This window comes from Thermoleptolyngbya sp. PKUAC-SCTB121 (assembly GCF_016919485.1).
Classification (GTDB): domain Bacteria; phylum Cyanobacteriota; class Cyanobacteriia; order Elainellales; family Elainellaceae; genus Thermoleptolyngbya; species Thermoleptolyngbya sichuanensis.
The window spans coordinates 3,680,797-3,706,644 of sequence record NZ_CP070366.1 but is presented as its reverse complement, the minus strand read 5'-3'; the positions used below and the strand labels follow the sequence as shown (position 1 = coordinate 3,706,644).

Sequence of the window (25,848 nt, the reverse complement as noted above, 5' to 3'; positions counted from 1 at the left end):
GTCTTAATCCCTACTCCTTAATAGACTCCGGCAGCATCGGGCGGTTTTCGTAGGGCAGCGGAATGTATTGCACGGTGGGGCGGCCCATCGACGGCTGCGGATACAGATCCATCAGGCTGTAGATAATCTTGGGTAGCCCAACAACGACGTGTAGCCCAAGTTCCTGCGCTTCTTCTACCGAAATCGGGTAGTCGTGCGTCACCTGCCCCGTCGTCAGCGCTTCGATAATGCGGTCAATTCTTTCAGGCTCGATTTTACGCTTGGGCACGCAGTCTTCGAGCAGCGTGCGGACAAACTTTTGCACTTGGCGAATGGCTTTGCGGGCGATGTCGGCGGTCACGATGGTCTGGTCATCGATATCGCTGATGGGCTTGTCTTCCAGCACCTTCAACACGCTGGCAGCGGGCGTGCTGCCCAACTGCGGATCGACCGGGCCCAGCACTGCGTTTTCGTCCATCACGATTTCATCGGCAGCCATCGCCAGCATCGTGCCGCCGCTCATGGCGTAGTGGGGCACAAACACCGTCACCTTGGCCGGATGGCGCACTAGGGCGCGGGCAATTTGCTCGGTCGCCAGCACCAGTCCCCCTGGGGTATGCAAGATCAGGTCGATGGGCACATTGGGTGGGGTCAGCCGGATCGCCCGTAGCACCTGCTCAGAGTCTTCGATGCTGATGAAGCGAGAAACGGGAACGCCCAGAAAACTGATGGATTCCTGGCGGTGGATGAGCAAAATGACCCGACTGCCGCGACTGCGCTCGAACGCCTGGATCGTCATCAGCCGCCGCCGCTCGGTTAAAAACCGCTGAATTAAAGGGGAAATGGAAGAGATCAGAAAAAAGACGATTAGAAGATTAACAAGACTCATGGGAGGAAGCTAGGGGGGCGAAGGAGACAGAAAACTGGGGATTTCGCAGGCTGAACGCCAGAACTTGAAAGTCAGACATCTGGATGTCTCCGAGCAATTTGCCATTTTAGTCTGCCATTTCAGACAGTTCGCCAGATAACCGGATGAATTAATTCTCACAGGCTATTTTGTAACAAAGTGGAACCCAGTGCGTGTCTCATCGGTCATGGCGGGGTGAAAGAAAAAATAAACCTGCCCAGAATCAGCGCTATAGATAGCAGAACGGATGGCAGCACAGATGGCAGCACAGATGGCAGACGGGCGATCACCCAGCCCCATCACCCAGCCTCATCACCCAGCCTCAAAACTCAGCCTCAAAACTCAGCCTCAAAACTCAGCCCTAGGCTCTTTTACAACCACACGACACCATGAACCCTCTCCATCCGATTTACGAAATTCTGGCTAAAGAAATCGTCGCGGTATCCGACAACCCCCAGTTTCAGCCGCAGGTTGATGCATCTCTAGCTCAGGCAGGCTACACCATTGACCAAATTTTCAACGACCCCACGACGGGCTTTCAGGCATTGGGGCTGAAGTCCACCACGCCGGGGAAGCCGCCCGTGCTGGTGTTTCGGCAGACGAACGAACTGTTAGACGATTTGGCCAACCGAGATCCCAATGGGGTTGGGTTTGCCCAGTTTCAAGCAAATCAAGACGACCTGGAAGACGGGCTGCTAGCCACCTTTGCGGCGACGGGCGTGCGTCCCGATATTATCGGCCACAGCTTGGGCGGCGGCATTGCCCAAATTGCGGCCGCTGAGCTAACGGATTTGGTGGGGGAAATCGTCACGTTTAACTCGCCAGGAACCAGCGGGGCGATCGCCGCTCAGTTCCTTGCCGCAGGTGGCACAGACAAGACCGTCACCCATTACGTGGTCAAAGGCGATTTTGTGTCGCTGGGCGGGCAGGCGTTTATCAACGGCAAGGTGGTCTTGCAGGCCTACACCGACCCTGCGATTAACCCCATCACCCTGCTCGACAAGCATGGTCAAATCCGCCGCCTGCTCAGCACGCCGCCCGAAGGTTACACCACGACAGAACTCTCCATTGCCGAACTCAGCAGCCCTACGTTTAGCTTCATTGGCGATTCCGATTTCAACGAGTTTCTGGCAGCGCTCAATTTTGTCAATCCGGGGCTGGCGGCTCAACTGGTGTCTCGTGCCAGCGTGGAAGCCCTCCGCATCTCGCCCAACTTCTCCTTTTTGGGGCTGGTGCTGGGCGCACGGGCGGCCCTGGCTCCAGAGCAAGATAACTTTTTGGTGGGCGACGATGCCGACAACACGGCCAACGGCGCAGGCGGCAATGACCAAATCTTTGGCAACGGCGGCAACGACCTGATGCAAGGCGGCGCAGGCAACGACACGATCTTCGGCGGGGCGGGCAACGACACCTTGCTGGGCAACAATGGCAACGACTCGCTGAATGGCGGCAACGGAGCCGATCAACTGGTCGGCGGCGCAGGCAGGGATACGCTGATTGGCGGCAACGGAGCCGATACGCTGATTGGCGTGAACCCAGACTCGCAGCGGCCCGGGCGGGGCGAGGTGGATGTTCTCAATGGCGGCAACGGCCCCGATGTATCCCTGCTGGGCAACGCCAGGGGCGTGTTTTATGATGACGGCAACCCCAACCAAGCAGGGCTAAACGATTACGCGCTGATTACGGAATTTGGCACGGGCGATCGCCTCCAACTGAAGGGCAAAGCCGCCGACTATCGCCTACAAAACCTGGGCATCAGCACGCAAATTTTCCTGCGGCAAAGCAGCGGCCCCGACGAACTCATTGCCATTGTGCAAGGCGCACGGCTCAACCTCACGAGCAGCCAGTTCACCTACGTTGCCTGAGGGACGTAGAATCAGGGACGGCGGCGGCCCCGCTTGGGGAGTTGGGTGGAAAGCAGCAGGCAGACCACGCTGACGGCAATGGCGACGAGTAGCGCAATCTTCATGCCTTCGACGGCGGCCAGGCGGGCCACTTCGGGAAGCTGCGCCATCACGGGTTCGGGCAGCACTCTAGCCAGCGCCTCTCGGCGTTCCTGCTTGGAAAAGGTCTGCACCATCCGCTGCAAAGCGGTAATGGCGTTTAGTCGCTGCTCGCTCGAAAGGCTCAGCCCCATGAGTTGCGCGACCTGATCCACCACATCAATAGAGGCCGAGGTAATCAAAATCGTGCCCAAAATGCCGCGCCCCAGAGAACTGCCCAACTGCTGGCACGGGTTATAGATCCCGGTTCCTTCGGGTTTTTCCCGCTTTGAGGTGGTGGCGTAGGTGAGCCTACCAATATAGACCGAAAATAGTCCCGACCCCATGCCCATGAGCATCAGCGCGGGCAGGATGCTGAGGGTTGTCATGTCGGGGGCGATCGCCCAATACATCGCCAGCAATCCCACAATCAGCAGCGATAGCCCAATATGCACCAGATATTTGGGAAACAATTGCTGATCGATTTTCAACCGCTTGAGCAGCACCACCACGACTACCACCATCGTCAGGGTGTAGGGCAAAACGGCGATCGCCGTCTGAAAGGGGTTGAGCGGCAGAATGATCGGCAGCGATTGATATAGGTTGAACTGAATGCCAGACGTGACCAGCGTATGCAGCATCGCCGTCAGCAAACCGTTCACAAACACAGCGTTTCGCAGCAGCCCCACGCGCATCAGCGGAATGCCAGCGGGCTGCTGCTGCTGTCGCTGCCAGACAGCAAAAAAGCCAAGGCAAATCACCCCCACCGAAATCAGCGTCGGCACAATCGACACCGCAAAGGGCGGAATCACCAGCCCCGCAATCGAAAAGACCTGCTTGGGCTTCCACCAGCCATACTCCCCCGCCAGCCCCACGCCCAGCAAAATACTGCCAAAGCCCAAAAAGGACACCAAACCGCCCACCCAATCGATCGGAACCTTGCGGGGAACCGAGGTAGAGGGCAAGGTTCTGCCCATCACCAGCACCAGCACAAAGACAATCAGCGACGGGGTAAACGACCAGCGCCAGCCAAAATGAGACGCGATGAAACCGCCCAGCAAGCTCCCCGACAGACCGCCGATTACCGAGGCCAGGATGAATGCAACGGTGGCCTGCTCCTCCTGTTTGCCGTCGTAGGCAAAGTCCATAATGCTCCAGGGAGCGCTGACCAAGGGGGTCGCCGCCAGCCCCGTCAGCAGCGAAAAGCTGACCACCCAGAACCCAATCGTGGGGCTGAGGGCCATGGCCACAATGCCGAGGCCATAGAGCAACAGTCCACCCAAAAAGATTCGCTCTCGCCCATAGAACCGACACAGGTTTTCACTCGTCGGCGCAAAGGATGCAGTGACCAGGGAAAACAGCACCAGCGCACTCTGGATATAGCCGATGCTGGTGTTCAACTCCCGCACCAGGAGGGGCATGACGGGCGAAATGACGCTGATGTTGTAGGCAATCAGAAACAACGTCAGCCAGAGCGCCCAAAACTCTTTTTTGCTAAGCGTGATAGATGGATTAGGAGCGTCTGCGTCCATGTCGTATATTCACAGGCGAAGAAATCAGTATAACCATCGAGGAAATCAAGATCGCCTTGTAAGTCATCGCGTGGAATCTTTATTCTGAAACGATTTCATCATTTTCGGCGATCGCCATAGGATTTCATATCATTTCGTCAGTCCAAAATCCAGAACCTATACACACGAGTAGTTTCAGCTTTGCCGAGCTTTCTGAAGGATTATGGGGCATTGTATTGGAGCAGCGTCGTTTTCAGCTTTGCATGAAGATATGGCGCGATCGCAACAAAACCGCAAACCACTCGCTGCGATCGCCCATCTGCTTCAAACCATGATGCGGTTGAGAGGACTCGTAACCTTATCGCAGGAAAGGTTATGAATCTTCTGAAGGGAGTAACGACTGAAGAGATATTAGAGCTGATTTATAAAGTAGCTAAGCTGCCAAGCGCTTGAGCATCAATTGAATCATGGCACCGTAGATCATGGCTTCACTCATTTCGCAATACAATTCGTAGTCTTTGCTCAAGCGTCGATAGCGATTCAACCAGCCAAAAGTTCGCTCCACAATCCAGCGCTTAGGCAGAATTTCAAACGACTTGGAGGTTCGTTTGATGACTTCTACGCGGACAGGTTCTCCACAGACCTGTTGGACTGCATGGGCAAACTTCTTGCCGCTATACCCCTGGTCTACCCACACCACCTCAAGCCGGGAGAGTTTATCGCTGGCTTCATCGAGCGTGACCACGGCTCCAAGCCGTTCTGAGGCATTCGCTTCGGTGACTAATACCCCAATTAAAAGCCCTTGGGAGTCTACAACGAGGTGGCGCTTACGCCCCTTAACCTTTTTGCCACCGTCGAAACCGTAGATGCCCCCCCTTTTTTCGGTGGTCTTGACCGATTGGGAATCAGCAATTGCCACACTGGAGTCTATGGTTCTGCCCATTTTCTGCCGCAGGTCTGCTCGGAGTTGGTCGTGCATCTGCTGCCAAATCCCTGACTGCCTGACACATCTTTTTATGCGGACTGCCCGGGTGTCGGCTGGCAGCACAAGGATTGAATTCTAGAAAACCAAATGCGGTCATAATAGTGGGCTTCAGCTTTTTTAGAGGCAAAACAGGGTTCAGGGTCAACGGTAAATAGGGCAATCAGCTGAAGCAGTGTTCGCCCTTTATTGACGGCACCCTTGAGCCAGCGCAAACCTATGTTGAGATAGCTAATCCCTCGCCTCCAGTGCGGGTCAACCTGGCAGCGTAGCCCATCGAGTTGCACCGCCATGCCCTGGGTCGTGCCATCAAGGATAGCGATCGCCGCGACCAGATAGAGGCGTTCGAGAGCCGGAGCGGAGCGGATGCCGGAAGCTTCTAACTCAAAGACACCAGATTTAGAATCGAGGAAAAGCTCCTCGACTCGAAAGCGGAGAGCATATTGCCACAGGGTATTGAGGGAGGGAGACTCATCAGTGATGACCGCCCAGGGTTCCTCGACGCCTTTGACATGAGCCAGCACCAAATTGCAGCGCCAGCGCCCCTCGCTCCAGATTCCCACCCCTTCATAGAGTCGAGCTTCACCTTTGGGAGGCCACAGATAGCCTACCTTAACAGGATGACGGCGCGGACCCTGCACCACTACGTCACTGGGCAAGCGTAAACAATAGTGCCAGCGACTTTGGCTTAGCCACTCCAGCAGGTCATGGTTAGCAAACCCGCGGTCGGCTAACACCATCACATCGGGGTACGACTGCAACAGCCGATGGGCTAACCGCAGCATGGGGAGGTATCGCTTCGTGCTGACGGTGGCACTGGGATGCTCCAAAACCCGCCACAGCAGCGGCACCGCTCGTCCGCAACAGGTAACCGTCAGGTGAATCCTGCAGTAGCGATTCCACAACACCGTCGTATCGAGCGCCAGGTAAAGCCGCCGACCTTGCCAGCGATGGATGGCGGCTAGCACCAGCGGCACGTACAGACTTTTGACCCGCACCCGGCGATTGCCTAGGAAGCGCTGCCACCGGCGTTCGGTGCTTTGCGCCTGACGGGCCCGACTGGGCACATAGGCTTCCCACTGCGGCAGGCTCAACCGACCGCTGCACACCAGGGCCGTCACCATCCACGCCAGCGCTTTGAGGTGGCGCAGGTCGCGGGCATTACTGGATTGACGCAATAACGACAGCACTTGATCATAGAGGCAGGTGGTGGCTGGCATGATACAGACCCTGAGATGACGCAAATTTCAGCGTCTCATGTCAGCTCACCTTTTCCCTCTGTTGACGAGGTTTCAACTCTTTCAACCACTTGTGTCAGGCAGTCAGGCTCTAACGTCTTCTTACATGTAGCAGATCTTTGGAGATTTGATATTAGACAGGTTTTTTGCAATGCTTGAATGCTGCAAAAATCTGTCTAGCTTGTGTTACTTTATGTGTAACTTTAATAGCTGTAATTTCCTATTTAGCTACCCCAAAAAGCCCCTTTCACGGGCCATTTTGCAGATAGCAACCCGGTGATTTGCTTCTTCTGTGTAAATCAGATCCACATCCAGGCGCTGCTTGAGTCGCTTGACGTAATTTTGGGCAGCCCGCCGAGACACATTCAGCCGATTGGCCAAAGCATCATCTGAAAGGCAGTCGTTGCACAGGAGATTTAGAACCTCCAAATCTTGATGATTCAAGTTAGAGCTTTGGCGCAGTTCTCTAGGCAGGCAAAGTTCACCGTTCAGCGCACTCTGGGCAAATTTGATATAGGTCGATCGGCGATCGAGCTTATTGGCAACCGCAAATCCGCCTTTATGGCTATCGATATAAGAAATGAGCGGAGTCAGCAATCGATATTCGCTGCTGTATACCAGGACATTCAGCTCTGTATGTTTCTCAAAAATATGGCGCAATAAGTTAATCCCCGGCTCAGCCGACTGCTCGCCGCTAAAGGTTCCGTAGAGCAAATCTACAACTATCAGATCTGGAGATTCTAACGAAAGAAACTCCATTGCCTGAGAGGGATTATTGGCGATCGCACATCGACAGTTCGGATCAACCTGTTGAAGAAAATCGCGGTTTCTCTCAGCAACCTCTTGATGATCTTCAACAATTAGAAAAAAAGGCTGGCTGGGGGGCATCTCTGTTGCTTGGCTACGCCAAATTTCTCGCGATACTTTTATTCTATAGCGAGAAGCTGTTAGCGTAAACCCTGCTTTAGACTCCTAGCGTAAACCCTGCTTTAGACTCCAAAAAAGCTCAACCCGTAATAGGCCCTCTGGAGATAAAGTCCTCTGCCAGCGTCCATTATCCAGGCTGATTGCGATGGTTTCCATCGTTTTTGTACCTGTCCCCTTTGGCAGATCATCGGCGAGATGATTGGAGGCTTTAGATGTGTTTCCCGATACATATACTCCATCGTTGGCGATCGCCAGTTTACATTGTTCGCCCTGCTGTTCCAGGCAAACTTCGACCCAGCTTGCTCGTCCATAGGGCTGCTGAGCGTGGCGCATCACATTGTTGATGGCTTCCTTAAAGAATCGAAAGATGTCTTCTCGATCATCTATCCAGTCTGGATTCAATTCTGGTTCCTGAAGTGGTCTAATGCGTTGCTTAACTTTTAATCTCAGGTCGCCGCGTTCTTCAAGCTGTTTGAGGTGGGTTTGAATTCCTTGAGCTAGCCCAGAAACTAACTCTGGGGAAATATCAAGCTGCTTTCGAGCAATAATCTGTAAATCATTAAGCTGATTGCGAATATCCTGGCCAATGCGAACTAACTTATCCACAATCGGCTCCGACTTGACGCTGGTCTTTACCACCAGCAACTTTGGATCAATCAGGGTTTCCAGTTCTTCTACCTGATCCATCACCAGCTTTAGCTCTTGCAGCGGCCCGTCGTGAATATCGGTTGCGACCCTCGCCAAAACCTTGCGCGTCCGCGACAGCGTGGCATTTCGCTGGGTCAACTCTTGTCGCTGCTTGGCGGCCTGCTCTCTTGATTTTTTGAGTAGCAGCACCAGCGTCATCGAAATGCCCGTCAGCACCCAGGTCACAATGGGCAGCATGATTGGCAAAACCACGCGCCCGGCAAATGCGCTGGGCAGCAAGGCGGCATAGGCGAGCGGAATCCCCAGAACAATCAGCGGCCCACGAGTCAGCCACCAGAAGCTGGATTTTGACAATCCAGGGCTGAGCAACCATGCCATCAGCATTGACCCTGCTAGCGTCAATCCCAGACTCCACTCCTGACTGAGGGGATACTGGATATTGTTGCTGAGGATGCTGGCCAGTACGTTTGCCTGCATCTCTGCCGGACTCAGCGGTTCAGCCTTAACTGAAGTTGGCAGTTCAGACCAGTTGGGATCATTTTTGGGAAAGTCGATGATGACAATTTTGTCTTTGACTTTCTCGATACGAGATGAGGAAAAATCTCTTCGGGAGGCGCGATCGCAGCCTGTCACCTGCTGAACTGGATCAATGATTTTGGCTCCGCAAAATTCTTGTCCCAAGCTTTTGGAAAAATCTGCTTCCCATATTGAAAAACTGACGTGGGGATCTGAATAAGAAGGCAGTGGACTGTTTGAGCAGACAGCACTCGGATTCAACTTATTTGCTGCAAGACAAACGGCTGACTGGAAGGTGTTGACAGGGCCGCCTTTCGCATTTTTAGAGGTATTTGTGTCCGACATTCCTGAATTGAAGCTATTTTCAACTGCATAGGGATACCGGACAGGATTGATTGAATAGGCCTTAAGCAGATTGAGCAGCGGTTGCCGGATGAGTTGCTGCTGGCTTGTCCTGATCTGCAAAGAGGCTGCAAGCCCATCTTTTGCAACAGGGGTTGAAAATTCTGAAAATCCCTGAATTGTCTCCGGCGGAAAGATAGGCTCTAACGTTCGACTATTGATTGGTAGAAATTGGTTATAAACGCGGAAGAAGGGGCCCGATCGCTTCAACTCTGGAGGAGAAGATAGCACAATTCTATGACTGTAATTTTCAACCAGAGAACGAATCGAGTCTCCGGATAATCCCGACTCGACTGGGGTCAGAAGCTCTGGAGAATCAAGCACCTCTGAGGGCAGATTGATTAAGACAACTTGAGCGCCCAGGTCAATGAGGTTTTTAATTAGGTTTGTATAATCTTCTAGCTTTCTGAAGCGGCTAAAGCTTTTGGGACTTCCAATAATTTCCTGATTATCAATGGTGACTAAAAGAATCTGGTTGACGGCATCAGATCTTAATCCGGTCTCACGAGGTTCTGGAACTTTAGAAAGCTGCTCTTTGCGCTGAATTTCAAACTCTTTGAGCGGGGTATCCACTGAAAGGGAGGGCAGCAGAATGAGGGTGTAGAGCAGTCCCCAGAGTGCGCCAAGTCCGAGCGATCGCAGTTTCCAGCGTTTATCGAAAGGCATGGCTTCACCGCAGAACGTAGACAATCACGCGATTGCCAGAATAGAGCGTTACCTGTCTGCGTCCTTGAGCAAATTGCCATACATTGCCGTCAGGAGTTCTCGCTACTCCATTTTGGATTTGTGCGGTTTGTCCTTGAGAGGGCCCGCTATGAAAGGTCACCTGGTTGCCATTAATCGTCAGGCTAATTTGCACTACACTGCCCTGCCCTGGGCCGCTCACAATTTGTCCCCGACCTTGCAGCGTTTGGGCGATCGCCGGAAACGCAACCCAGCCAATCGAAAGCAGGCTGGTGAGACAAAGAACTGGCAGAAGAATGACTGCCTTAAACAATAAGGGCTTCATAAATACAAAACAGGCAAATGAAGAACCAACTTCTGAGTAGCTTCTAATCGATCCTCTGATCGATCTTTTGATCGATCAGAGGATCGATACTGCGAACCGGAACATTTAGACTGCTCAAGCTCGGTCGCTATCATACCAGGTCTGCCTCAAGAGAGAGATACGCAAAAGCGCACATTTTTCAATTTGGCAAACCGACCTACGTGAAAACGCAAATCCGTTGGTGCTTCTCTGCGAAGGAGTCTACGGGGATGGGTATCGCATAACTCGTCCATCCATAGTTCTATAGAGGTATTGAAGGAGCAAGTTAATCAAGACCTAACAGCCTCCAAAAAGTTCCCACTTGATTTCTGTCAACGTTCCCGAAGGGCGAAATCTCTATTCACCATTTTCGTAGCCTGGTCTTTTTTACCTGATTTCTTCCTAACGAGTAGACAGAAAGTTGACCTGAAAACCAGTTTGATTTTCATAATGCTTGCTTGTCGAATTGTGTTATTACCATCAGGCTTCTGACAGCAAAAATAGCCTGATTAAACCAAGCCTCCTATCAACCCCCCGATGTATGAGGTCTAATCCTATGAATATTCTCGCCATCATTCAGGCTAAAAATCCCGCATTTCATCAGTCGCTCCAGTCTTTTTTGGCTCGGGTGGAGCGCTCCGGTTCATACTCCGTAAAAGCGATCGCCCAATACGCTGGACTCCTATTTTTGTTATCGCAAAATCCGGGACTGGTCGCAGTTCCCACAGACGCAATTGACGACGTGCTGCACCAGCACATGGAGCAGCCAGAATTTGCTCAGGACATGGCGCTGCTGTTTGGCGATCGCGCTGTGGCCGAACATCTTCCTGGTGCGGGCAGCGAGTCGGGCTTTGCCAAGACCAAGGCGCTGTTTGAGCGCGAGTTTCAAACTGACTATGGCAACCATGCAGCAGCCTGCGAACTGTTCATCAAGGGCGATCGCCCCTCCTAGCGCTACTCGTGAGCGGCTAGCTATAGGCTCCCTATCTCTATCTCCTAGGCAGAGCGACGAATGAGCTTGACTAGCAATCCACAATCGAAAATCCAAAATCGAGAACCGATCCTCGTCCCCGCTCATAGCCAGCGCCACCCATCCAAGTTGAAGTTTTTGAAAGAACTGCTGAAGAATCTTACTGAATTTTAGGGTGCAAAACGAACTGAAAACACCATAGCGTCTTTATACAGGCGGCTTTATTCGCCTAGATTTTGACCCGGCTTTGCAACATGCACAAATCTGCAATCTGGATTGTGTTTCTGTGCGACTAGGTTTGCGCCCAGGGGTAGTTCTTTCAAAAGAGGTTCGTGGTCTGATTAAGTTAACCGCTCAACACACTCACCCGCCTTCTGAGGTTGCTTATTATGAAACTCCAAACGGCTATGCAAGCCAACGCTACAAACCGCGAAAACAGGTGGTTTCCCGAAATTGACAGTATTGCAACGGCCCATCGAGTGGCTCGTCAGGGCGTGATTGCTTCGCTGATTTTGGCGGGTGTGACCACTGCATTTGCGATCGCCGCAACGCAAAACACGCTGCCTTCAGAGCTATTAGAACTGGATGAAGTCTTTAACCCGCTGCTGTTTGTGGATGCGTTGATCTATGGGGCGATCGCCTGGGGAATCCAGCGGATGTCTAGAATTGCGGCGATCGCCGGTCTATCGACTTACCTGCTCAGTCGCGTTCTGTTGCAGATGTCGGGAATTCCCACCAATCTCTTCGGAATGGCAGTCGCAACGTTAATCAGCGTTGCGTTCATCAATGCGATTCGCAGCACGTTTGCTTACCATCGCTTTCAGCGTCAGCAAGTGTTAGAAATGTCTTCCGATGATTCGGATTTTCCTGAGACGAACTAGGGTCTTAGCTGTTCCTGAACACATTCCCAGTTTGAATCAGCTCCCAGTCTTCTTTTAATCCCTAATCTCTTCAATCTACATTCACGCAAGCGACTCGCCCGTTTGTCCAGTCTGTCTTGCTCAAAATTCATATTCAGGAGTAACGCTGTGTCTGTAACCCCCCTTTACAAGTCCATGAATCCTGCTTGTCTCTCTGCAACGCCCTCGGTAATGATTCGTCCGTCGTCTAGCCTGTTGCGTCCCTACTATACGCAGATCACGCTAACGTCCTCCGGCGCACGCAAGACGCAGACGAGCCTGCCAGCAAAGGCATTTTTACAAGAAAACTGCCTGGATGCGGCAAATCCCTTCTCGTCGCACAAACAGCTTCAGCAGCAGTTGATAACGCTGTGGAAAGCGGGCAGCGAAACGGAACGGGCGATCGCCGAAATTTGCCTGCGCTGCTATGTTTCACATCAAATTGTGCAGGTTTGCATTGAGTTAGCCAGTCGGTTTGGTCTGCGGGGTGGCTTTCAACTGAGCGATCTGCTGCCGCTGGTGCTGGATGACGCGCCGATCGCGTGGAATCCGAATGGGCCTCTTCAGCCTCTGGCAGAGCCAGATTCCCCGGTTTATCGAGCGTTTGCCTACGATATTTTGGGTAGCTTTGATCCGTCGCGCAATACTTGCCTAAGCACCTGGACAAAGCGCAAAGTTTTTTACCATCGAGAACTGAACGCTTTTTTGCAAGAGCGTGGAATTTACTTAATTAGCGATTGGGCACTCCTGAATAGTGCTACAACGGGCCAGATTCGACGCACTCTCGCTTTGCGCTATGCCCTCACCGAAGCTGAAATTCAGCAGGCGTGTCAACTGCTGGAAAGCTACCACGCCATATATTCTGAGCAGCTTCGCCAGGTGCGATCACGGGGCTATCGTGGCAAGTGCCCCACGCCCACGACGCAGCAACTCCAGGACATTGCCCAGCATTTACAACAAACGACGGGGCAGCCCTGCTTTCCGCTGCAAGTGATGGCTCAACTGAGCAATCTGGCCCAAAAACTGCGTCAGCGTCAGCCGTCTACCGAGCCGCTGGAATCTGTAGATGTGCCTGCTGCTGCACCGGATGAAGCCGAGCAGAACCAGTCTGCGTTTCTTCAGCACTATCGCAAAGCGTTGGTAACGGTGCTGGATCGGGCGATCGCCCAGGTGATTTGCGATCGCCTCCAGGATTTACAAGGGCAGCGGGGACAGCGCGATCGCCAGTTTCTCAAAGCACTGCACCTGTTCTACACCCAGGGGCGATCGATGGGCGAAATCGCACCGCTGGTAGGCATGGGCGGACAGCCCCAGGTGTCTCGCCTGCTAAAGCTGCGCGAACTGCGGATTCACGTCTGTCAGCAAATTCGAGAACGCCTGAAGACACAGCTTTATTACCTGGTTGCGGAATATGCCCAGGAACGGAGCATGAATGTCCTAGGTTCTCAGCTTGACAGCATTTTGGATGCTGAGATTGATCGGCTGATGACCGCAGATAGCGCTGAGGCGAGTACGGCAAATCGCAGCTCTCAGGGACTTCTGGCTCAACGCTTCCGACGCTATCTAGAACAAACCATGACGACTGAATTGGCCGCATAACATTACGGAGGTAGACATGGCACGCATCATTGGCAGCATCCGCTCGGAACGGATTTTTGGGACAAACAGCAGCGATAGCCTGCTGGGACTGGGCGGAAATGATATTCTCACTGGCTCCGTTGGCAATGATGAAATGCTGGGAGGCGATGGATTCGACACGGCCGACTACAGCCGCATGGGACGAGCCATGACGCTGCTGCCGGGTGGATTTATTAACAAGGGCGGGCTGGGGGTTGATCGCCTCAATAGTGTCGAGCAGGTGATTGGCGCAGCAGGGTTTGCCAACACCATTGATGGAATTAGTGGACGCACCGCTTCCTTTGATGTGAATCTGGGGGCAAACCGCTTGACGGTAAATAATGTGCCGTTTTTGGGGACATTGACCTTTAGCGTGGTGAATTTCGTCAACGTGCGGGGGACGCAAAATGGCGATCGCATTGTGGGCAATAGCGGCACCAACTTTCTAGACGGGCAGGGCGGCAATGACGTGCTGATTGGTGGCGGGAGTGGCGATCGCCTGGTGGGTGGCACAGGTATCGACATTCTCAATGGTGCTGGCGCGGGATCGAGAGGGTTCTTGGAGGTAGATATTTTAACGGGTGGGCCAGGTCAGGATGGATTCGTCCTGGGCGATCGCGCTGGTTCCTACTACCATGCAGGCGGCATTCGTGATTATGCGCTAATCACAGACTTTACACCAGGCGATCTGATTCAGCTTGGCGCAGGCGAAGTCTACCAAGCCCAGCGCAATGCCAGTGGTTTTGGCGTGTTTGTGTTTCGCAACGGAGTCACAGATTTGATTGCAGATGTGCGAACTACTACGTTCGTATCTCTGCCCAGTGGGCCATTCCGTCTGGCATCTGGTCAGGTGTTTACAGGATTTATCGGGGCGTGACGATTTGCGTTCCTACATGCTAACCCAACAGATTTAATTGAACACTATCGGCAGGTACAGGAGCTTTCGATTTCGCATTCCGCTTACGGCTTGGCACTTTGCGCGGCACGATGTCCACATGGGCAACAAACCAGGTGCGGAGTGCCTTTGCCTGTTCCAGATCCAGCGCTTCCAAGTCGAGCGGCGGCGGAAACAAATCTAAGGGACTTGCTTGAGACCAGGCGATTTCGCTGGCATACAAATCTGCTCCAAAGGGTGTGAGCGTGTCGGGCAATCGCGCCAGATAAGGCAACACGTTATCCTGATTCAGAAACACCTGCCGCTGTCGTTCTAGCTGCTGCACACGGCGCTGGCGGGCGGCTTTGTAAGATAGGACCGGCGGGGGGTAGTCTTTTTGGCGCGGCGGCACTCCCAGTTCCGCAGGCGACAGGTGCGCCAGTTCGGGCAGCCATTGCTTGATGAATAGTCCGTCTGGGTCGCAGCGATCCACCGCTGTTTGCTCCGGATTGTAGATGCGGGTCCAGGTTTTATCGACGCAGTGCGTTACCCCTGCCTGCATGGCCCACTGGTAATGGTCGATTGGGCAGTCGCCATCGATCAAGTGCCGCATAAAGTGCAGCGCCCCATAGCGCCAGTCCATGCCGAGTAAGTTACTGAGAAAGCTGGAGTAGATGGCGCGGACGCGGAAGTTTAGCTGTTTCCAGCCGCCTGTTTCCTGCAAACAGCGGGCTGCTGCATCCACAATGGGGAAGCCTGTTTCGCCCTGCTGCCATGCTTCGTAGAGCGCTTCGTCAAAGGCCCAGCCGTCTTCATCAAAGACCGTATAGAGCGATCGCACTTCCAATTGGGGCATGTAGCGAAACCGCTGGGCAAAGCCACTGCCCCACCGCAGCCGTGCAATGAACTGCTGCCGACTGCGCTGCACCCGCGAATCGGGCGCGTCATTGAGTTGTGCCTGGGTTGTTTGCACACACTCGCGCACCGAAATCGCGCCGAATTTGATGTAGGGACTCAGCCCCGATGTGGCCTCTGCGCCCGGATAAGAGAGTTGCCAGTAGTAGCGATCGCTCTTTTCGGCAAGAAATTCTTGGAGCAGGGCCCGGGCAGGCGCGATGCCACCGGGAGGAATCGGCTTGCCATCGGCAATCAGTCCCAAGTTGCTGAGGCTGGGAATGACTTCGCTGGGAATATCATCGGGCACGGCAACGCGAGTTGGAGCGGGCACGATCTCCTGCGCCATGTGGATATACCACAGTTCTCGGTATTTGGGGTAGGGAAGCAGATCTGGTGTCGTCGCGGCGGGTTCAAACCAGCGGATCTTCATCTGCTGCTGCGTCAGCGCCCGGTTCAGCCGCGCATCGCGCACCCGTCCATAAATTCGCTCAAAGTCGATGTATGCATAAATGCCCTCGGCTTGGGTTTCGCGCACCAACTGAGGCAGAATTTCAACCGGATCGCCAGAGCGGAGGATCAGCCGCCCGCCGCGATCGCGCAAATCTTGATCCAGCGCGTGCAGACACTCTAGCATAAACGCCACCCGCGCCACGGCGGTTTCGGGATGGTGCAGCAGCGCCCGATCCAGCACAAACACAGGGATCACCGCGCCCCGTGCGGCGGCCCGATGCAGCGGCGCGTGGTCAAAGACGCGCAAATCTCGCCGAAACCAGACGATGGTGCGATTCATGCCTGGGCATTTAACCTCGTGACTAGAGCGAGCTTCCTTTACATACTGTAACGCCAGTTTCTATCTCTCTAAAAGCCCTGCTATTCAGTAATCCTGGAAAACATTAGACATAGCGCTCAAGATATAGTGCTCAAGATATAGCGCTCAAATCCCCAGGCTGCGGCAGTCTTTTCTGACGCAGCTTTTTTGCATCTCAAGTTATCTCAGGTCAGGTTATCTCAGGTCAGGTTATCTCAGGTTAGGTTATCTCAGGTCATGTAGAGTCGGGCGATCGCCTCTTTAATGACCTCCACCAACTCCTCCTGCCGTAGCGTGACGTGGGCCGACATGCAGTGGGCAGCGGCTTCAGCGTTGCGATCGCCCATTGCCTGCAAAATCAGGCGGTGCTCGGCGCAGGTGGTGCGACGATAATGTTCCTGCTCCATCGAAATCAGCCGTAGATAGTGGGCGCGGGCATTCACGTTTTGGAGCGATCGCAACAGTTCAGCGTTGTGGGAAAGCTGGGCAATCTGTTCATGAAACTGCTCGTCGCAGCGGGCACATTCCACAGCAGTCAGGTCACAGAAAGAGCCTGAGATGGCGCTCCAGCGCTGCTGCAAGTCCTGAAGCTCAGCATCGGTGGCGCGTTCGGTGGCAAGTCGGGCGCTCATCATTTCCAGTCCGCAGCGGACTTCGTACAGGTCAAATATGCGCTGCGTATCCAGCGGCTTGCAAGAAAAGCCCTTGCGCGGCACAAAATCCAGCAAGCCCTCCGCCACCAGACGGTTCAACACCTCCCGCAGAGGAGTGCGGCTCACGGAAAATGAGGCCGCCAAGTCCACCTCGTTCAGCGGCTCACCGGGGCGAAACTGATAGTTCATCGCCATTTGCCTGAGTTGCTCATAGATGCGATCGACACTGCTGCCTGAGGGTTTGCGGTCTGCGTTGGCAGCCTGAGCGCTAGCTTTAGCCACAAGACGACTCCAAAATGTAGTAGAAAAGGTCAACTCTGTAGTCTTAGATACAGAGTTGACCCCCCTAAGGACACTATCTTTTTGTATACAAAGATGAACACAAGAGGGAATGCATCCCTGTAGAACCAATATACGAAAGTTTCTTGAATTCTGACATCGTGCCTTGAACCTGCCCATCGGTAACCTGTCCATTGGTAACCCGCCTGTCCATAACCCGCCTATCGGTAACCCGTCTACCTGTAAGAGCTAATTTATGAAGCAAATCTTAAGAAGCCTGAAACTCTTGGCATGTGTGGCTTTGAGGTCATGCTTGCCCAGGAAAAGCGGTTTCTCGGAAATCCTTGATTAACAAGGCTTTCAGGCTCCTTTACAAATTAGCTCTAACAATTCGTTCCGTTGTGTCAATTCATTCCGTTTTAATCCCGTTGTCCCTCTTATCTTGAGTGCCATCGTTCGCTTCATCCATTCACTCGTTTCATTTGGAGAACATAATGCTGACGACCCAACAGCCCGTGCTGCGCCGCTTCTGGTATCCCGTCATGCCAATCGAGCAGTTGCTCAACGGCCCACAAGCCTTCACGCTTTTGGGACAACCGCTGGTGCTGTGGCTCGATGCCAACGGCCAACCTGCGGTGCTAGCCGACCGCTGCTGCCACCGCTCTGCTCAGTTGTCGCTGGGAATTGTCGAAAACGGCTGTGTGCGCTGCCCCTATCACGGCTGGGAATTTGACTCGCAGGGAATCTGTACCAAGGTGCCCCAGCTAGATGCCGACACTGCTATTCCCAAGACCTACCGCGTGCCTGCGTTTCAATGTGCCGAGCGCTATGGCTATGTCTGGGTGTGTTTAGACGAAGACCCGCTGCAACCGATTCCCCGCATTCCCGAATTTACTGACCCCAGTTTTCGGTTCATCCAGGAGTTTTATGAAACGTGGAAGGTAGGCGGCCTGCGGGCGATTGAAAACTCCTTCGACAGTGCCCACGGTCACTTTGTCCATGCCAGTTCTTGGGGTGACCAGTCCAATCCCCAGCCGCCGCCAATCGACGAGGTGACGGAAACGGAATTTGGCTTTGTGATGAAGCACTGGCTGGAGGTGCTGAACCCAGATTTACAGAAAAAAAACCTGGGCATTGGTGAGGAAAAAACGATTCGCACCAACACTCGCACTTGGTACATGCCCTTTGCTCGCACGCTGAAGATTGACTATCCAAACGGCTTGACGCATTTCATCTTTACTGCATACACGCCGATTGACGACCAGACTTCGCAGGTGATTCAGTTTTGCTTGCGAAATGACACCGAAGCGGAGGCAAAGGCGGCAGACATTATTGCGTTCGATCGCCAGGTGACGCTGGAGGATCGCGTGATTCTGGAAGGGACGGATTATGATGCGCCGCTGAGTTTGGCAGAAGAGCAGCACATGGCGAGCGATCGCCCCGGCATCATTATGCGCCATCGCCTGGCCCGGCTGCTGAAGGAGCATGGCGAAACGGAGCAGCGTCGCAGCGATCGAGTCGCCCCCGCCACGCCTGCAAAAGTCGAAGCAACCCGCGTCTAGCAGTCTGGTGGGTCGCTGCGGGATTGATCCCCCGCTCTGTCTTCGCATAGGAAAGCAAGCCTCAAAGTCCCGCCATTGATATTTCATGGGGCATCCTATTAGCTAGACTGTCTTCGCATAGGAAAGCAAGCCTCAAAGTCCCCCTTGATCCGAGGGGGATTTAGGGGGAAAAGTCCCCCTTGATCAAGGGGGATTTAGGGGGATCAAACCCTCAAATTCTCATCCAAAGCTTACCTTATCTTTATTCGAGAACTGTTCATGCTTGTAACTCAAGAACCTGTGCTGCGGCGCTTCTGGTATCCCGTCATGCCGCTTGCCCAACTGATGGATGGGCCACAATCCTTTACTCTGCTGGGGCAACCGCTGGTGCTGTGGCTGGATCGAGATGGGAAACCTGCGGCCCTGGGCGATCGCTGCTGTCACCGTTCAGCAAAGCTGTCGATGGGCACTGTCAACGATGGCTGCGTGCGCTGCCCCTATCACGGCTGGTCGTTTGACGGCGCAGGAACCTGTACCGACGTACCCCAGCTTGATCCCGGCGCGGCAATTCCCAAGACCTATCGCGTCACAGCGTTTCAGTGTGCCGAGCGCTACGGCTATGCCTGGGTTTGCCTGTCGGACGATCCGCTGCTGCCCATCCCAGAAATCCCTGAAGCCGAGGCGGCCGAACATCGCCTGATTCCGCAATTTTATGAGCCTTGGCAGTGCAGCGGGCTGCGGGTGATGGAAAACTCATTTGACAATGCCCATTTCAGCATTGTTCACGCAGAATCCTTTGGGGTGACGGAACAACCCAAGCCTGCCAAGTCAGAGATTGTGTCGCTGGAACTGGGTTTGAAGGTCTATGCGACGGTGCCCGTGGTGAATCCGCCAATCCAGCAGCAGCTTTTGAACATTCCTGACACGCTCACGGTGCGGCAGGTCGAATCGACCTGGTATGCCCCTTTTAGCCGCACGCTCAAAATTACCTATCCCAATGGGCTAATGCACCTGATTTTTACGGCAGCAACCCCTGTGAGCGATCGCACGTCACAAATCGTTCAATTTTGCATTCGCAATGATACTGAAGCCGATGCCAGCACCGAATCCATCATTGCGTTTGATCGACAGGTGGTAGACGAAGATAAGCGGGTGCTGGAATCGACCGACTATGACACGCCGATCGATATTGCGGCCGAACAGCACATCCCCTCTGATCAGCCGGGAATCCTCATGCGCCGCCAACTTTCTATGTTGATCCGGAGTGAGCATTCCAATCACAAACTGGTTCCTGAAAAGCAGGGTGCAACTCAAGTTTAGTCAGAGAATTTCCTCAGAGTTGCTGTTGACGTTTGGAGAATGAATATTCCTATGCTGGAAGTATCCACCGCTCATTCCAATGAGTGAGTTGGGGCGTTCTAAAGCAAAGTCAGTTTCATTCGGACTTCATTCGGTCAAACGTTCACAAAACCATGCCTAAGGTTCGCAGTTTCTTCACCAACATCTGGTGTCGATTGTCTGGTTGCCTGACGCAAGTCCCGAAAGCCCAGAAAATTCGTTGTCTTGGGATCGAAGCCCATAGCTCCTGAGTTGGAACCGGAGGGCTTGGTCAGAGGAGCTTTTGGGCCAGCGTCCCCTACGAGAAATCAGGGGTTTCCAGAGATGTGTCAGGCAGTCAGGTCGATTGTTCTTAATCCTACCTATTTTCCTGGTTTCACAGTCTCTATCTCGCCAGACAGAATCGCCCCAATTATCGAATCGGTTTAATGGATTGACCATTGGCAAACGAGCCAATGCACAGGCCCAAGATGACTGGGCAGATATAGCCCTACGCAGCTGCTTGACTGACAAAACTAAGAAGCTGGAATACGGCTGAGGACCTGCTTGACTGACAAAACTAAGAAGCTGGAATACGGCTGAGGACAGTGAATTCACGCTTTAGGGAGTCATCGTGTTGTCGCCTTGATGCGATGGCAGGTTGAGGGTCAGGTGAACAGGAGAGGAACTGATAAACGTGAATCTTCCACTGGTGAGTGATAGCCAGCCGAATCCAATTCCAGCCCAGCTTGAGATAACTCATGCCGCGCTTCCAGTGAGCATCGACTTGGCGACGCTTGCCGGATGCGACCACTTGCACCCCTTGGAGAACTAAGAACAGCATCGTCAAGGCGATTACCCCACACAACTGGGAAAGGGCAACCTTGTCTCTGAGTCTGGAGGCTTCGAGATTAAACCCGTTGGACTTCAAATCCAAAAACGACTCCTCCACCTGAAATCTCAGTCGATATTGGGCAAACGTCTGCAAGTTCGTCGGCTCATCACTCACAATTGTCCAATTCTCGCTGCTGAGTTTGTCGTGGGCAAAGGCAAGGTAAACATTGTCGTAGGGCTTTGTTCTACCCACCGACACTGCAGGCGTAAAGTAAGCTTGTCCTGGTTGCAATTGAACCGACGATACCTGGCGCCACTGCCCTTGGTGCTGAAATTGGAAGGAGCGTTTGATGCGGATGCGGAAATGCCAACCCAGATTCTCCCGGAGGTATTTCATCAACTTGCCATCGGCAAACCCTCGGTCTGCCAAAAGGACAATCGCGACACCCTCGGGCATCAGCCGTTGCGCTTGCCGCAGTACCCGTTGAATCGTCCACAACCTGACGGTGCTGCTTGATTGCGCCACCACTTTCCAAGCGACCGGAACCGTTCTTCCTCGGTACACCACTGCGACCCAGACGATGCAGAAACAATTCCATACGACCGTTGTATCGAGGCTTAAGTAGAGTCGTTGGGTCTGCCAGTTGGACAGAGCCTGCCCAATCAGCGCATGATGAGCGGACGCGACATTGATCCGCCGATTCGACAACCAGCGGCGAAACCGGCGTTGGTGGGATTGAGCCATTTGAGCGCGACTCCTCACATACACCCCAAATCCATTGAGATGAACGTTTTGGCTTCCAATCATGCCAATGATCATCCAGCACAGTGTTTGCAGATGGCGAGCATCCTGCCACTGAATGTCGCATTGACGCAGAAAATCATTCAACGCATCATAAAGACGGGAAGTCGGTGACATTGATTTGACTGGTTTGTGTGGTTACTTCTCAGCCTAAATCATGCTCTGCTTCCCGCATGGCTTTCGTTCCAGCTTTAACCTGTTTTGTCAGTCAAGCAGGGCTGAGGACAGTGAATTCACGCTTTAGGGAGTCATCGTGTTGTCGCCTTGATGCGATGGCAGGTTGAGGGTCAGGTGAACAGGAGAGGAACTGATAAACGTGAATCTTCCACTGGTGAGTGATAGCCAGCCGAATCCAATTCCAGCCCAGCTTGAGATAACTCATGCCGCGCTTCCAGTGAGCATCGACTTGGCGACGCTTGCCGGATGCGACCACTTGCACCCCTTGGAGAACTAAGAACAGCATCGTCAAGGCGATTACCCCACACAACTGGGAAAGGGCAACCTTGTCTCTGAGTCTGGAGGCTTCGAGATTAAACCCGTTGGACTTCAAATCCAAAAACGACTCCTCCACCTGAAATCTCAGTCGATATTGGGCAAACGTCTGCAAGTTCGTCGGCTCATCACTCACAATTGTCCAATTCTCGCTGCTGAGTTTGTCGTGGGCAAAGGCAAGGTAAACATTGTCGTAGGGCTTTGTTCTACCCACCGACACTGCAGGCGTAAAGTAAGCTTGTCCTGGTTGCAATTGAACCGACGATACCTGGCGCCACTGCCCTTGGTGCTGAAATTGGAAGGAGCGTTTGATGCGGATGCGGAAATGCCAACCCAGATTCTCCCGGAGGTATTTCATCAACTTGCCATCGGCAAACCCTCGGTCTGCCAAAAGGACAATCGCGACACCTTCGGGCATCAGCCGTTGCGCTTGCCGCAGTACCCGTTGAATCGTCCACAACCTGACGGTGCTGCTTGATTGCGCCACCACTTTCCAAGCGACCGGAACCGTTCTTCCTCGGTACACCACTGCGACCCAGACGATGCAGAAACAATTCCATACGACCGTTGTATCGAGGCTTAAGTAGAGTCGTTGGGTCTGCCAGTTGGACAGAGCCTGCCCAATCAGCGCATGATGAGCGGACGCGACATTGATCCGCCGATTCGACAACCAGCGGCGAAACCGGCGTTGGTGGGATTGAGCCATTTGAGCGCGACTCCTCACATACACCCCAAATCCATTGAGATGAACGTTTTGGCTTCCAATCATGCCAATGATCATCCAGCACAGTGTTTGCAGATGGCGAGCATCCTGCCACTGAATGTCGCATTGACGCAGAAAATCATTCAACGCATCATAAAGACGGGAAGTCGGTGACATTGATTTGACTGGTTTGTGTGGTTACTTCTCAGCCTAAATCATGCTCTGCTTCCCGCATGGCTTTCGTTCCAGCTTTAACCTGTTTTGTCAGTCAAGCAGCCCTACGCAGTCACGTTAGAGCATTCTCTAAAAGCAGCATCAACACAATCGCGAAAGTTATCAAACTCATCCCAGCGTTGCCGCATCCAATTCTTCAGCACAAACCACCAATGCTCAATCTCGTTCAAGTCTGGGGAATAAGGGGGTAAATACCAAATCTCACACCCTGCTTGAGCCACGATCTCTTCAATGGTTTGAGAATGATGGAAACTGGCATTGTCAATCACAATCACATCTCCCGCTCGCAGTTGGGGGACTAAGCACTCCTCCAACCCCCTCTCCACTAAATCCCGGTTGCACGAGCCAGCAAAGGTCATTGGCGCAAAGAGGCTGTTCTCTCGTAAGGCCGCAATCCAACTGACTCGTTCGGTGCGTTTTCCTGATTTAAGCCCATAGAAGCGGTCTCCAACCTCGCAGTAGCCGTAGGGATACACGTCTCGATGATCAATGCCTGCTTCATCGACATAGACAACCTGATGCGGCAGCTTACTCCTCAAGCGCTCTTGAAACTCCTGTCGCTTCAGGTCGTCTCGTTCCCGATAGCCATAGGTCTTTTTTTTCGACTAAACCCAATCTTTCGCAAGGCTCGACTGATGTCCTGCTGTGTCACATTATCCCCCCACAGGGTTGCCAGTCTCGCTTGGGTCTGATCCCCATGCTGCTTGACAAACTCACGAAAGCGCGACCAGTCGGTAATCTTATGCCGATTTCCTCGCTGAAACCCAGTCATCGCTCGGCAATCTCCCGTTTCTTTTTCCCGTTTCAACCACAGGTCTAAGGTATTGCGACTGATGTTGAACATTCGACAGACATCAACTTTGCGGTGACCTTGTTTCACGGCTTCAATCGCTTTGCAACGCAAGTCGTAGCTGTAAGGGGGCGGGCATAGGTGTTCCTAAACTCTCCTGATGGCTCTATGATAACGTCCTAACCCAAATACGTAGTGCTATAACTGGGCGCAAATCGAGCAAGATATCATTGCTGAACACAACAAAGTTCGACAAGAGCCAGCCAGCTACATTCCGCTGCTAGAGGCGCGTTTAGCCAGCATGGATGCAGTAGGAAATATTCCAAACGGCTGTGGCCCCAATTGCACGTTGACAACCCAAGAAGGACAGGCTGCGGTGCGAGAGGCGATCGCCTTTTTGCAAAATCAGGCTCCCCTTCCGCCCATCAGCCCCTCTAGCAGCGCTGCTCAGGCCGCCAAAGCCCATGCCCATGATCAGGCCGGTGGCGCATTCGGACACATCGGCTCAGACGGTAGCACCTGGCAGCAGCGTCTAGAGCGTCAGGGCACACGGTTTACCCAGAGCGGAGAAAACATTGCCTATGGCTCTCCGACGGCACAGGAAGTTGTCCTGGATCTAATTGTGGATGATGGCGTTCCCAGCCGAGGACATCGAACCAACATTTTCTCACCCGGATGGACTCATGCTGGCGTTGGCTGCGGCTTCCACCGTCGCTATCAAATTGTCTGCGTGATTAACTACACCGCTTCTTCTAGTCAGTTGAAGGTAGTTAATAACAGCAACGTCAATTTGCAGTCCGTAGAAATTGGCGGAGTCAATATTCTAAACTCTGTGCTGCACCCAGGACAAACTCAAGAGATTGTGCTGAATGAAAGCCAGTGTGAAGCCAACAGTGTCAGGATTCAGTTGGGTGGAGGATTTAATCCTCTCATTTGGTCATATCAATTCTCTAAATACCCACTACACATAGAGCATCGACAATCCAATCCCACTGAGTCAGCGATCGCAGCGACTCCGCCGAAAGGCGACAAACCCACTGGCTGATGGCGTGCTGGAGTTGGCAAACATCATCAAAGTGAACCCAAGCTAGCTCCCGCTTGAGTTCCCGCCAGACCCGCTCAATGGGATTGACCTCAGGGCAATAAGGCGGCTGAAACACCAAGATGACATTGTCCGGTATCGTCAGGGTCTGAGCCGTATGGGCTGCGGCATTATCCACCTGAATCAGATGTAAATCATCGGGGAACTGAGCCGCAAAGCTGTGCAAAAACGCCTCAAAACAGGAACTGTCGAGATGAGAAAACTCGACTATCCACGATGCACCGCTCAGCGGTTCCACTAGACCGTACAGCCACCGATACACAAAGTCCCATTGAACTGAACCAATCGGCTGCACCCCAAAGCCCGTCAACTTGCGATGTTGAACCGTCAGCAGTCCGACGCGGCTCTCATCGCTGCACCAATAGCGGATTCGCCCCCCGTAGCGTTGTCTCAAGGCTGGCGGAATCGACTGGCTTATCTGGGCTGCAAGGTTTGCTGAACGGACTCGCACGCCCCAGGAGTCTGCTTCTTTGACACCGGACGGGGCACTTTGAGCTTCGCTTTGAGCCGATAGCGCACCGTCTTATGCACCGTCTTGTAGGGGACGGGTTGACCATGCACCGCTGCGAGCCACTGCTGCACTGCTCCATAACTGCTAAAGCCTTCTGGATCTTGCAGTTCCCGTTCCAAAGATGCCAGGACTTCACCGCTAATCGCTCGCGGTCGTCCACTGCGAGATGCCACCTTCACCAACGCTTCGAGTCCACTCTGTCGATACTGGCTCAGCCAACGAGACACGGTCGTGCGATGGCAACCGCTCAGTTGGGCTAACTGCTCAACGCTCTTCGCTTGTCCGGTTTTTAACCACCACAACACCTGTACTTTACGGCGCTGTGATGACCGTTGCTGTTGTTCCAAGACGGCTTTTAGTTCTTCTGCTGTTTCAGCGATATCGATTTTGAGGACTCCACTCATGG

The 25,848-nt window shown here is 53.3% G+C and carries 21 protein-coding genes and 1 pseudogene; 8 read left to right on the top strand and 14 right to left on the bottom strand.

The window, feature by feature from the left end; all coding sequences use genetic code 11:
* Positions 1–10 precede the first annotated feature (10 nt).
* Complete coding sequence (locus JTM80_RS15175; protein WP_205369736.1) at positions 11–868, bottom strand: SDH family Clp fold serine proteinase; 858 nt, start codon at positions 866–868, stop codon at positions 11–13.
* A 407-nt stretch (positions 869–1,275) separates the two neighbouring features.
* Between JTM80_RS15175 and JTM80_RS15170 the strand changes: the two genes are divergently transcribed.
* Positions 1,276–2,751 carry a calcium-binding protein gene (locus JTM80_RS15170; RefSeq protein WP_172357765.1) on the top strand — a complete coding sequence of 492 codons (1,476 nt, stop codon included), beginning with the start codon at positions 1,276–1,278 and terminating at the stop codon, positions 2,749–2,751.
* 11 nt (positions 2,752–2,762) lie between these two features.
* Here JTM80_RS15170 and JTM80_RS15165 read toward each other — a convergent pair whose 3' ends face one another.
* From JTM80_RS15165 to JTM80_RS15140, 6 genes and pseudogenes are all read right to left on the bottom strand, one after another.
* Positions 2,763–4,400, bottom strand: coding sequence for an MFS transporter (locus JTM80_RS15165; protein ID WP_205369735.1), 1,638 nt, complete (start codon positions 4,398–4,400; stop codon positions 2,763–2,765).
* A 412-nt stretch (positions 4,401–4,812) separates the two neighbouring features.
* Positions 4,813–5,382: pseudogene (locus JTM80_RS15160) on the bottom strand (IS5 family transposase); the annotation flags it as partial.
* An 11-nt stretch (positions 5,383–5,393) separates the two neighbouring features.
* The gene (locus JTM80_RS15155; protein WP_172354921.1) at positions 5,394–6,581 is read right to left on the bottom strand and encodes a transposase; all 1,188 of its coding nucleotides are present in this window, start codon (positions 6,579–6,581) and stop codon (positions 5,394–5,396) included.
* A 246-nt stretch (positions 6,582–6,827) separates the two neighbouring features.
* Complete coding sequence (locus tag JTM80_RS15150) at positions 6,828–7,487, bottom strand: response regulator (RefSeq protein ID WP_172354919.1); 660 nt, start codon at positions 7,485–7,487, stop codon at positions 6,828–6,830.
* A gap of 84 nt (positions 7,488–7,571) precedes the next feature.
* Positions 7,572–9,665, bottom strand: coding sequence for a CHASE2 domain-containing protein (locus JTM80_RS15145; RefSeq protein WP_205369733.1), 2,094 nt, complete (start codon positions 9,663–9,665; stop codon positions 7,572–7,574).
* Between the two features lie 97 nt (positions 9,666–9,762).
* Positions 9,763–10,089, bottom strand: a complete 327-nt coding sequence (locus JTM80_RS15140; RefSeq protein WP_205369732.1) for a hypothetical protein — start codon at positions 10,087–10,089, stop codon at positions 9,763–9,765.
* A gap of 586 nt (positions 10,090–10,675) precedes the next feature.
* Between JTM80_RS15140 and JTM80_RS15135 the strand changes: the two genes are divergently transcribed.
* The 4 genes from JTM80_RS15135 to JTM80_RS15120 all read left to right on the top strand — a co-directional run bounded on the left by JTM80_RS15135 (position 10,676) and on the right by JTM80_RS15120 (position 14,482).
* Positions 10,676–11,071 carry a hypothetical protein gene (locus JTM80_RS15135; RefSeq protein WP_205369731.1) on the top strand — a complete coding sequence of 132 codons (396 nt, stop codon included), beginning with the start codon at positions 10,676–10,678 and terminating at the stop codon, positions 11,069–11,071.
* A gap of 407 nt (positions 11,072–11,478) precedes the next feature.
* Positions 11,479–11,970, top strand: a complete 492-nt coding sequence (locus JTM80_RS15130; protein WP_205369730.1) for a hypothetical protein — start codon at positions 11,479–11,481, stop codon at positions 11,968–11,970.
* Positions 11,971–12,144: 174 nt separating this feature from the next.
* Complete coding sequence (locus tag JTM80_RS15125) at positions 12,145–13,587, top strand: hypothetical protein (RefSeq protein WP_205369729.1); 1,443 nt, start codon at positions 12,145–12,147, stop codon at positions 13,585–13,587.
* A gap of 16 nt (positions 13,588–13,603) precedes the next feature.
* Positions 13,604–14,482: a calcium-binding protein gene (locus JTM80_RS15120; RefSeq protein WP_172354907.1), complete on the top strand. Its 879-nt coding sequence runs from the start codon at positions 13,604–13,606 to the stop codon at positions 14,480–14,482.
* Between the two features lie 19 nt (positions 14,483–14,501).
* Here JTM80_RS15120 and JTM80_RS15115 read toward each other — a convergent pair whose 3' ends face one another.
* Together JTM80_RS15115 and JTM80_RS15110 are read right to left on the bottom strand one after the other, a co-directional pair.
* Positions 14,502–16,166, bottom strand: a complete 1,665-nt coding sequence (locus JTM80_RS15115; protein ID WP_172354905.1) for a deoxyribodipyrimidine photo-lyase — start codon at positions 16,164–16,166, stop codon at positions 14,502–14,504.
* Between the two features lie 248 nt (positions 16,167–16,414).
* Complete coding sequence (locus JTM80_RS15110) at positions 16,415–17,119, bottom strand: GntR family transcriptional regulator (RefSeq protein WP_172354903.1); 705 nt, start codon at positions 17,117–17,119, stop codon at positions 16,415–16,417.
* A 491-nt stretch (positions 17,120–17,610) separates the two neighbouring features.
* Here JTM80_RS15110 and JTM80_RS15105 point away from each other — a divergent pair, with 491 nt between their 5' ends.
* The gene (locus tag JTM80_RS15105; RefSeq protein WP_172354901.1) at positions 17,611–18,678 is read left to right on the top strand and encodes an aromatic ring-hydroxylating dioxygenase subunit alpha; all 1,068 of its coding nucleotides are present in this window, start codon (positions 17,611–17,613) and stop codon (positions 18,676–18,678) included.
* A 258-nt stretch (positions 18,679–18,936) separates the two neighbouring features.
* Positions 18,937–19,977 (top strand): aromatic ring-hydroxylating dioxygenase subunit alpha, encoded by a 1,041-nt coding sequence (locus JTM80_RS15100; RefSeq protein ID WP_172354899.1) that lies wholly within the window; start codon positions 18,937–18,939, stop codon positions 19,975–19,977.
* Between the two features lie 577 nt (positions 19,978–20,554).
* On the opposite strand, the gene JTM80_RS15095 is transcribed toward JTM80_RS15100, so the two are convergent.
* The 3 genes from JTM80_RS15095 to JTM80_RS15085 all read right to left on the bottom strand — a co-directional run bounded on the left by JTM80_RS15095 (position 20,555) and on the right by JTM80_RS15085 (position 23,943).
* Positions 20,555–21,727 (bottom strand): transposase, encoded by a 1,173-nt coding sequence (locus JTM80_RS15095; protein ID WP_172353422.1) that lies wholly within the window; start codon positions 21,725–21,727, stop codon positions 20,555–20,557.
* 91 nt (positions 21,728–21,818) lie between these two features.
* Entirely contained in the window at positions 21,819–22,982 is a 1,164-nt protein-coding gene (locus tag JTM80_RS15090; RefSeq protein WP_205369728.1) for a transposase, read from the bottom strand.
* Positions 22,983–23,083: 101 nt separating this feature from the next.
* Positions 23,084–23,943, bottom strand: a protein-coding gene (locus tag JTM80_RS15085) for an IS630 family transposase (RefSeq protein WP_205369727.1) whose coding sequence is annotated in 2 segments (ribosomal slippage) — positions 23,084–23,638 and positions 23,641–23,943 — 858 coding nt in all. Because the reading frame shifts where the segments join, the coding sequence is not laid out codon by codon here.
* A gap of 100 nt (positions 23,944–24,043) precedes the next feature.
* Between JTM80_RS15085 and JTM80_RS15080 the strand changes: the two genes are divergently transcribed.
* A complete protein-coding gene (locus JTM80_RS15080; protein ID WP_172358859.1) occupies positions 24,044–24,874 on the top strand; it encodes a CAP domain-containing protein in 831 nt (276 codons plus the stop codon).
* Here the strand turns inward: JTM80_RS15080 and JTM80_RS15075 are convergent.
* Positions 24,780–25,325: an IS630 family transposase gene (locus tag JTM80_RS15075; RefSeq protein ID WP_172355445.1), complete on the bottom strand. Its 546-nt coding sequence runs from the start codon at positions 25,323–25,325 to the stop codon at positions 24,780–24,782. The genes JTM80_RS15080 and JTM80_RS15075 overlap by 95 nt on opposite strands.
* A 20-nt stretch (positions 25,326–25,345) precedes the next feature.
* Positions 25,346–25,846, bottom strand: coding sequence for a helix-turn-helix domain-containing protein (locus tag JTM80_RS15070; protein ID WP_172354232.1), 501 nt, complete (start codon positions 25,844–25,846; stop codon positions 25,346–25,348).
* Between the last annotated feature and the right edge of the window lie 2 nt (positions 25,847–25,848).

Excerpts from the sequence above, each read along its gene's own strand:
- JTM80_RS15070 (WP_172354232.1), bottom strand. The coding sequence starts at position 25,846 with ATGAGTGGAGTCCTCAAAATCGATATCGCTGAAACAGCAGAAGAACTA.
- JTM80_RS15165 (WP_205369735.1), bottom strand. The coding sequence starts at position 4,400 with ATGGACGCAGACGCTCCTAATCCATCTATCACGCTTAGCAAAAAAGAG.
- JTM80_RS15120 (WP_172354907.1), top strand. The coding sequence starts at position 13,604 with ATGGCACGCATCATTGGCAGCATCCGCTCGGAACGGATTTTTGGGACA.
- JTM80_RS15095 (WP_172353422.1), bottom strand. The coding sequence starts at position 21,727 with ATGTCACCGACTTCCCGTCTTTATGATGCGTTGAATGATTTTCTGCGT.
- JTM80_RS15115 (WP_172354905.1), bottom strand. The coding sequence starts at position 16,166 with ATGAATCGCACCATCGTCTGGTTTCGGCGAGATTTGCGCGTCTTTGAC.
- JTM80_RS15170 (WP_172357765.1), top strand. The coding sequence starts at position 1,276 with ATGAACCCTCTCCATCCGATTTACGAAATTCTGGCTAAAGAAATCGTC.
- JTM80_RS15150 (WP_172354919.1), bottom strand. The coding sequence starts at position 7,487 with ATGCCCCCCAGCCAGCCTTTTTTTCTAATTGTTGAAGATCATCAAGAG.
- JTM80_RS15125 (WP_205369729.1), top strand. The coding sequence starts at position 12,145 with ATGAATCCTGCTTGTCTCTCTGCAACGCCCTCGGTAATGATTCGTCCG.
- JTM80_RS15105 (WP_172354901.1), top strand. The coding sequence starts at position 17,611 with ATGCTGACGACCCAACAGCCCGTGCTGCGCCGCTTCTGGTATCCCGTC.
- JTM80_RS15090 (WP_205369728.1), bottom strand. The coding sequence starts at position 22,982 with ATGTCACCGACTTCCCGTCTTTATGATGCGTTGAATGATTTTCTGCGT.
- JTM80_RS15175 (WP_205369736.1), bottom strand. The coding sequence starts at position 868 with ATGAGTCTTGTTAATCTTCTAATCGTCTTTTTTCTGATCTCTTCCATT.
- JTM80_RS15100 (WP_172354899.1), top strand. The coding sequence starts at position 18,937 with ATGCTTGTAACTCAAGAACCTGTGCTGCGGCGCTTCTGGTATCCCGTC.
- JTM80_RS15155 (WP_172354921.1), bottom strand. The coding sequence starts at position 6,581 with ATGCCAGCCACCACCTGCCTCTATGATCAAGTGCTGTCGTTATTGCGT.
- JTM80_RS15135 (WP_205369731.1), top strand. The coding sequence starts at position 10,676 with ATGAATATTCTCGCCATCATTCAGGCTAAAAATCCCGCATTTCATCAG.
- JTM80_RS15130 (WP_205369730.1), top strand. The coding sequence starts at position 11,479 with ATGAAACTCCAAACGGCTATGCAAGCCAACGCTACAAACCGCGAAAAC.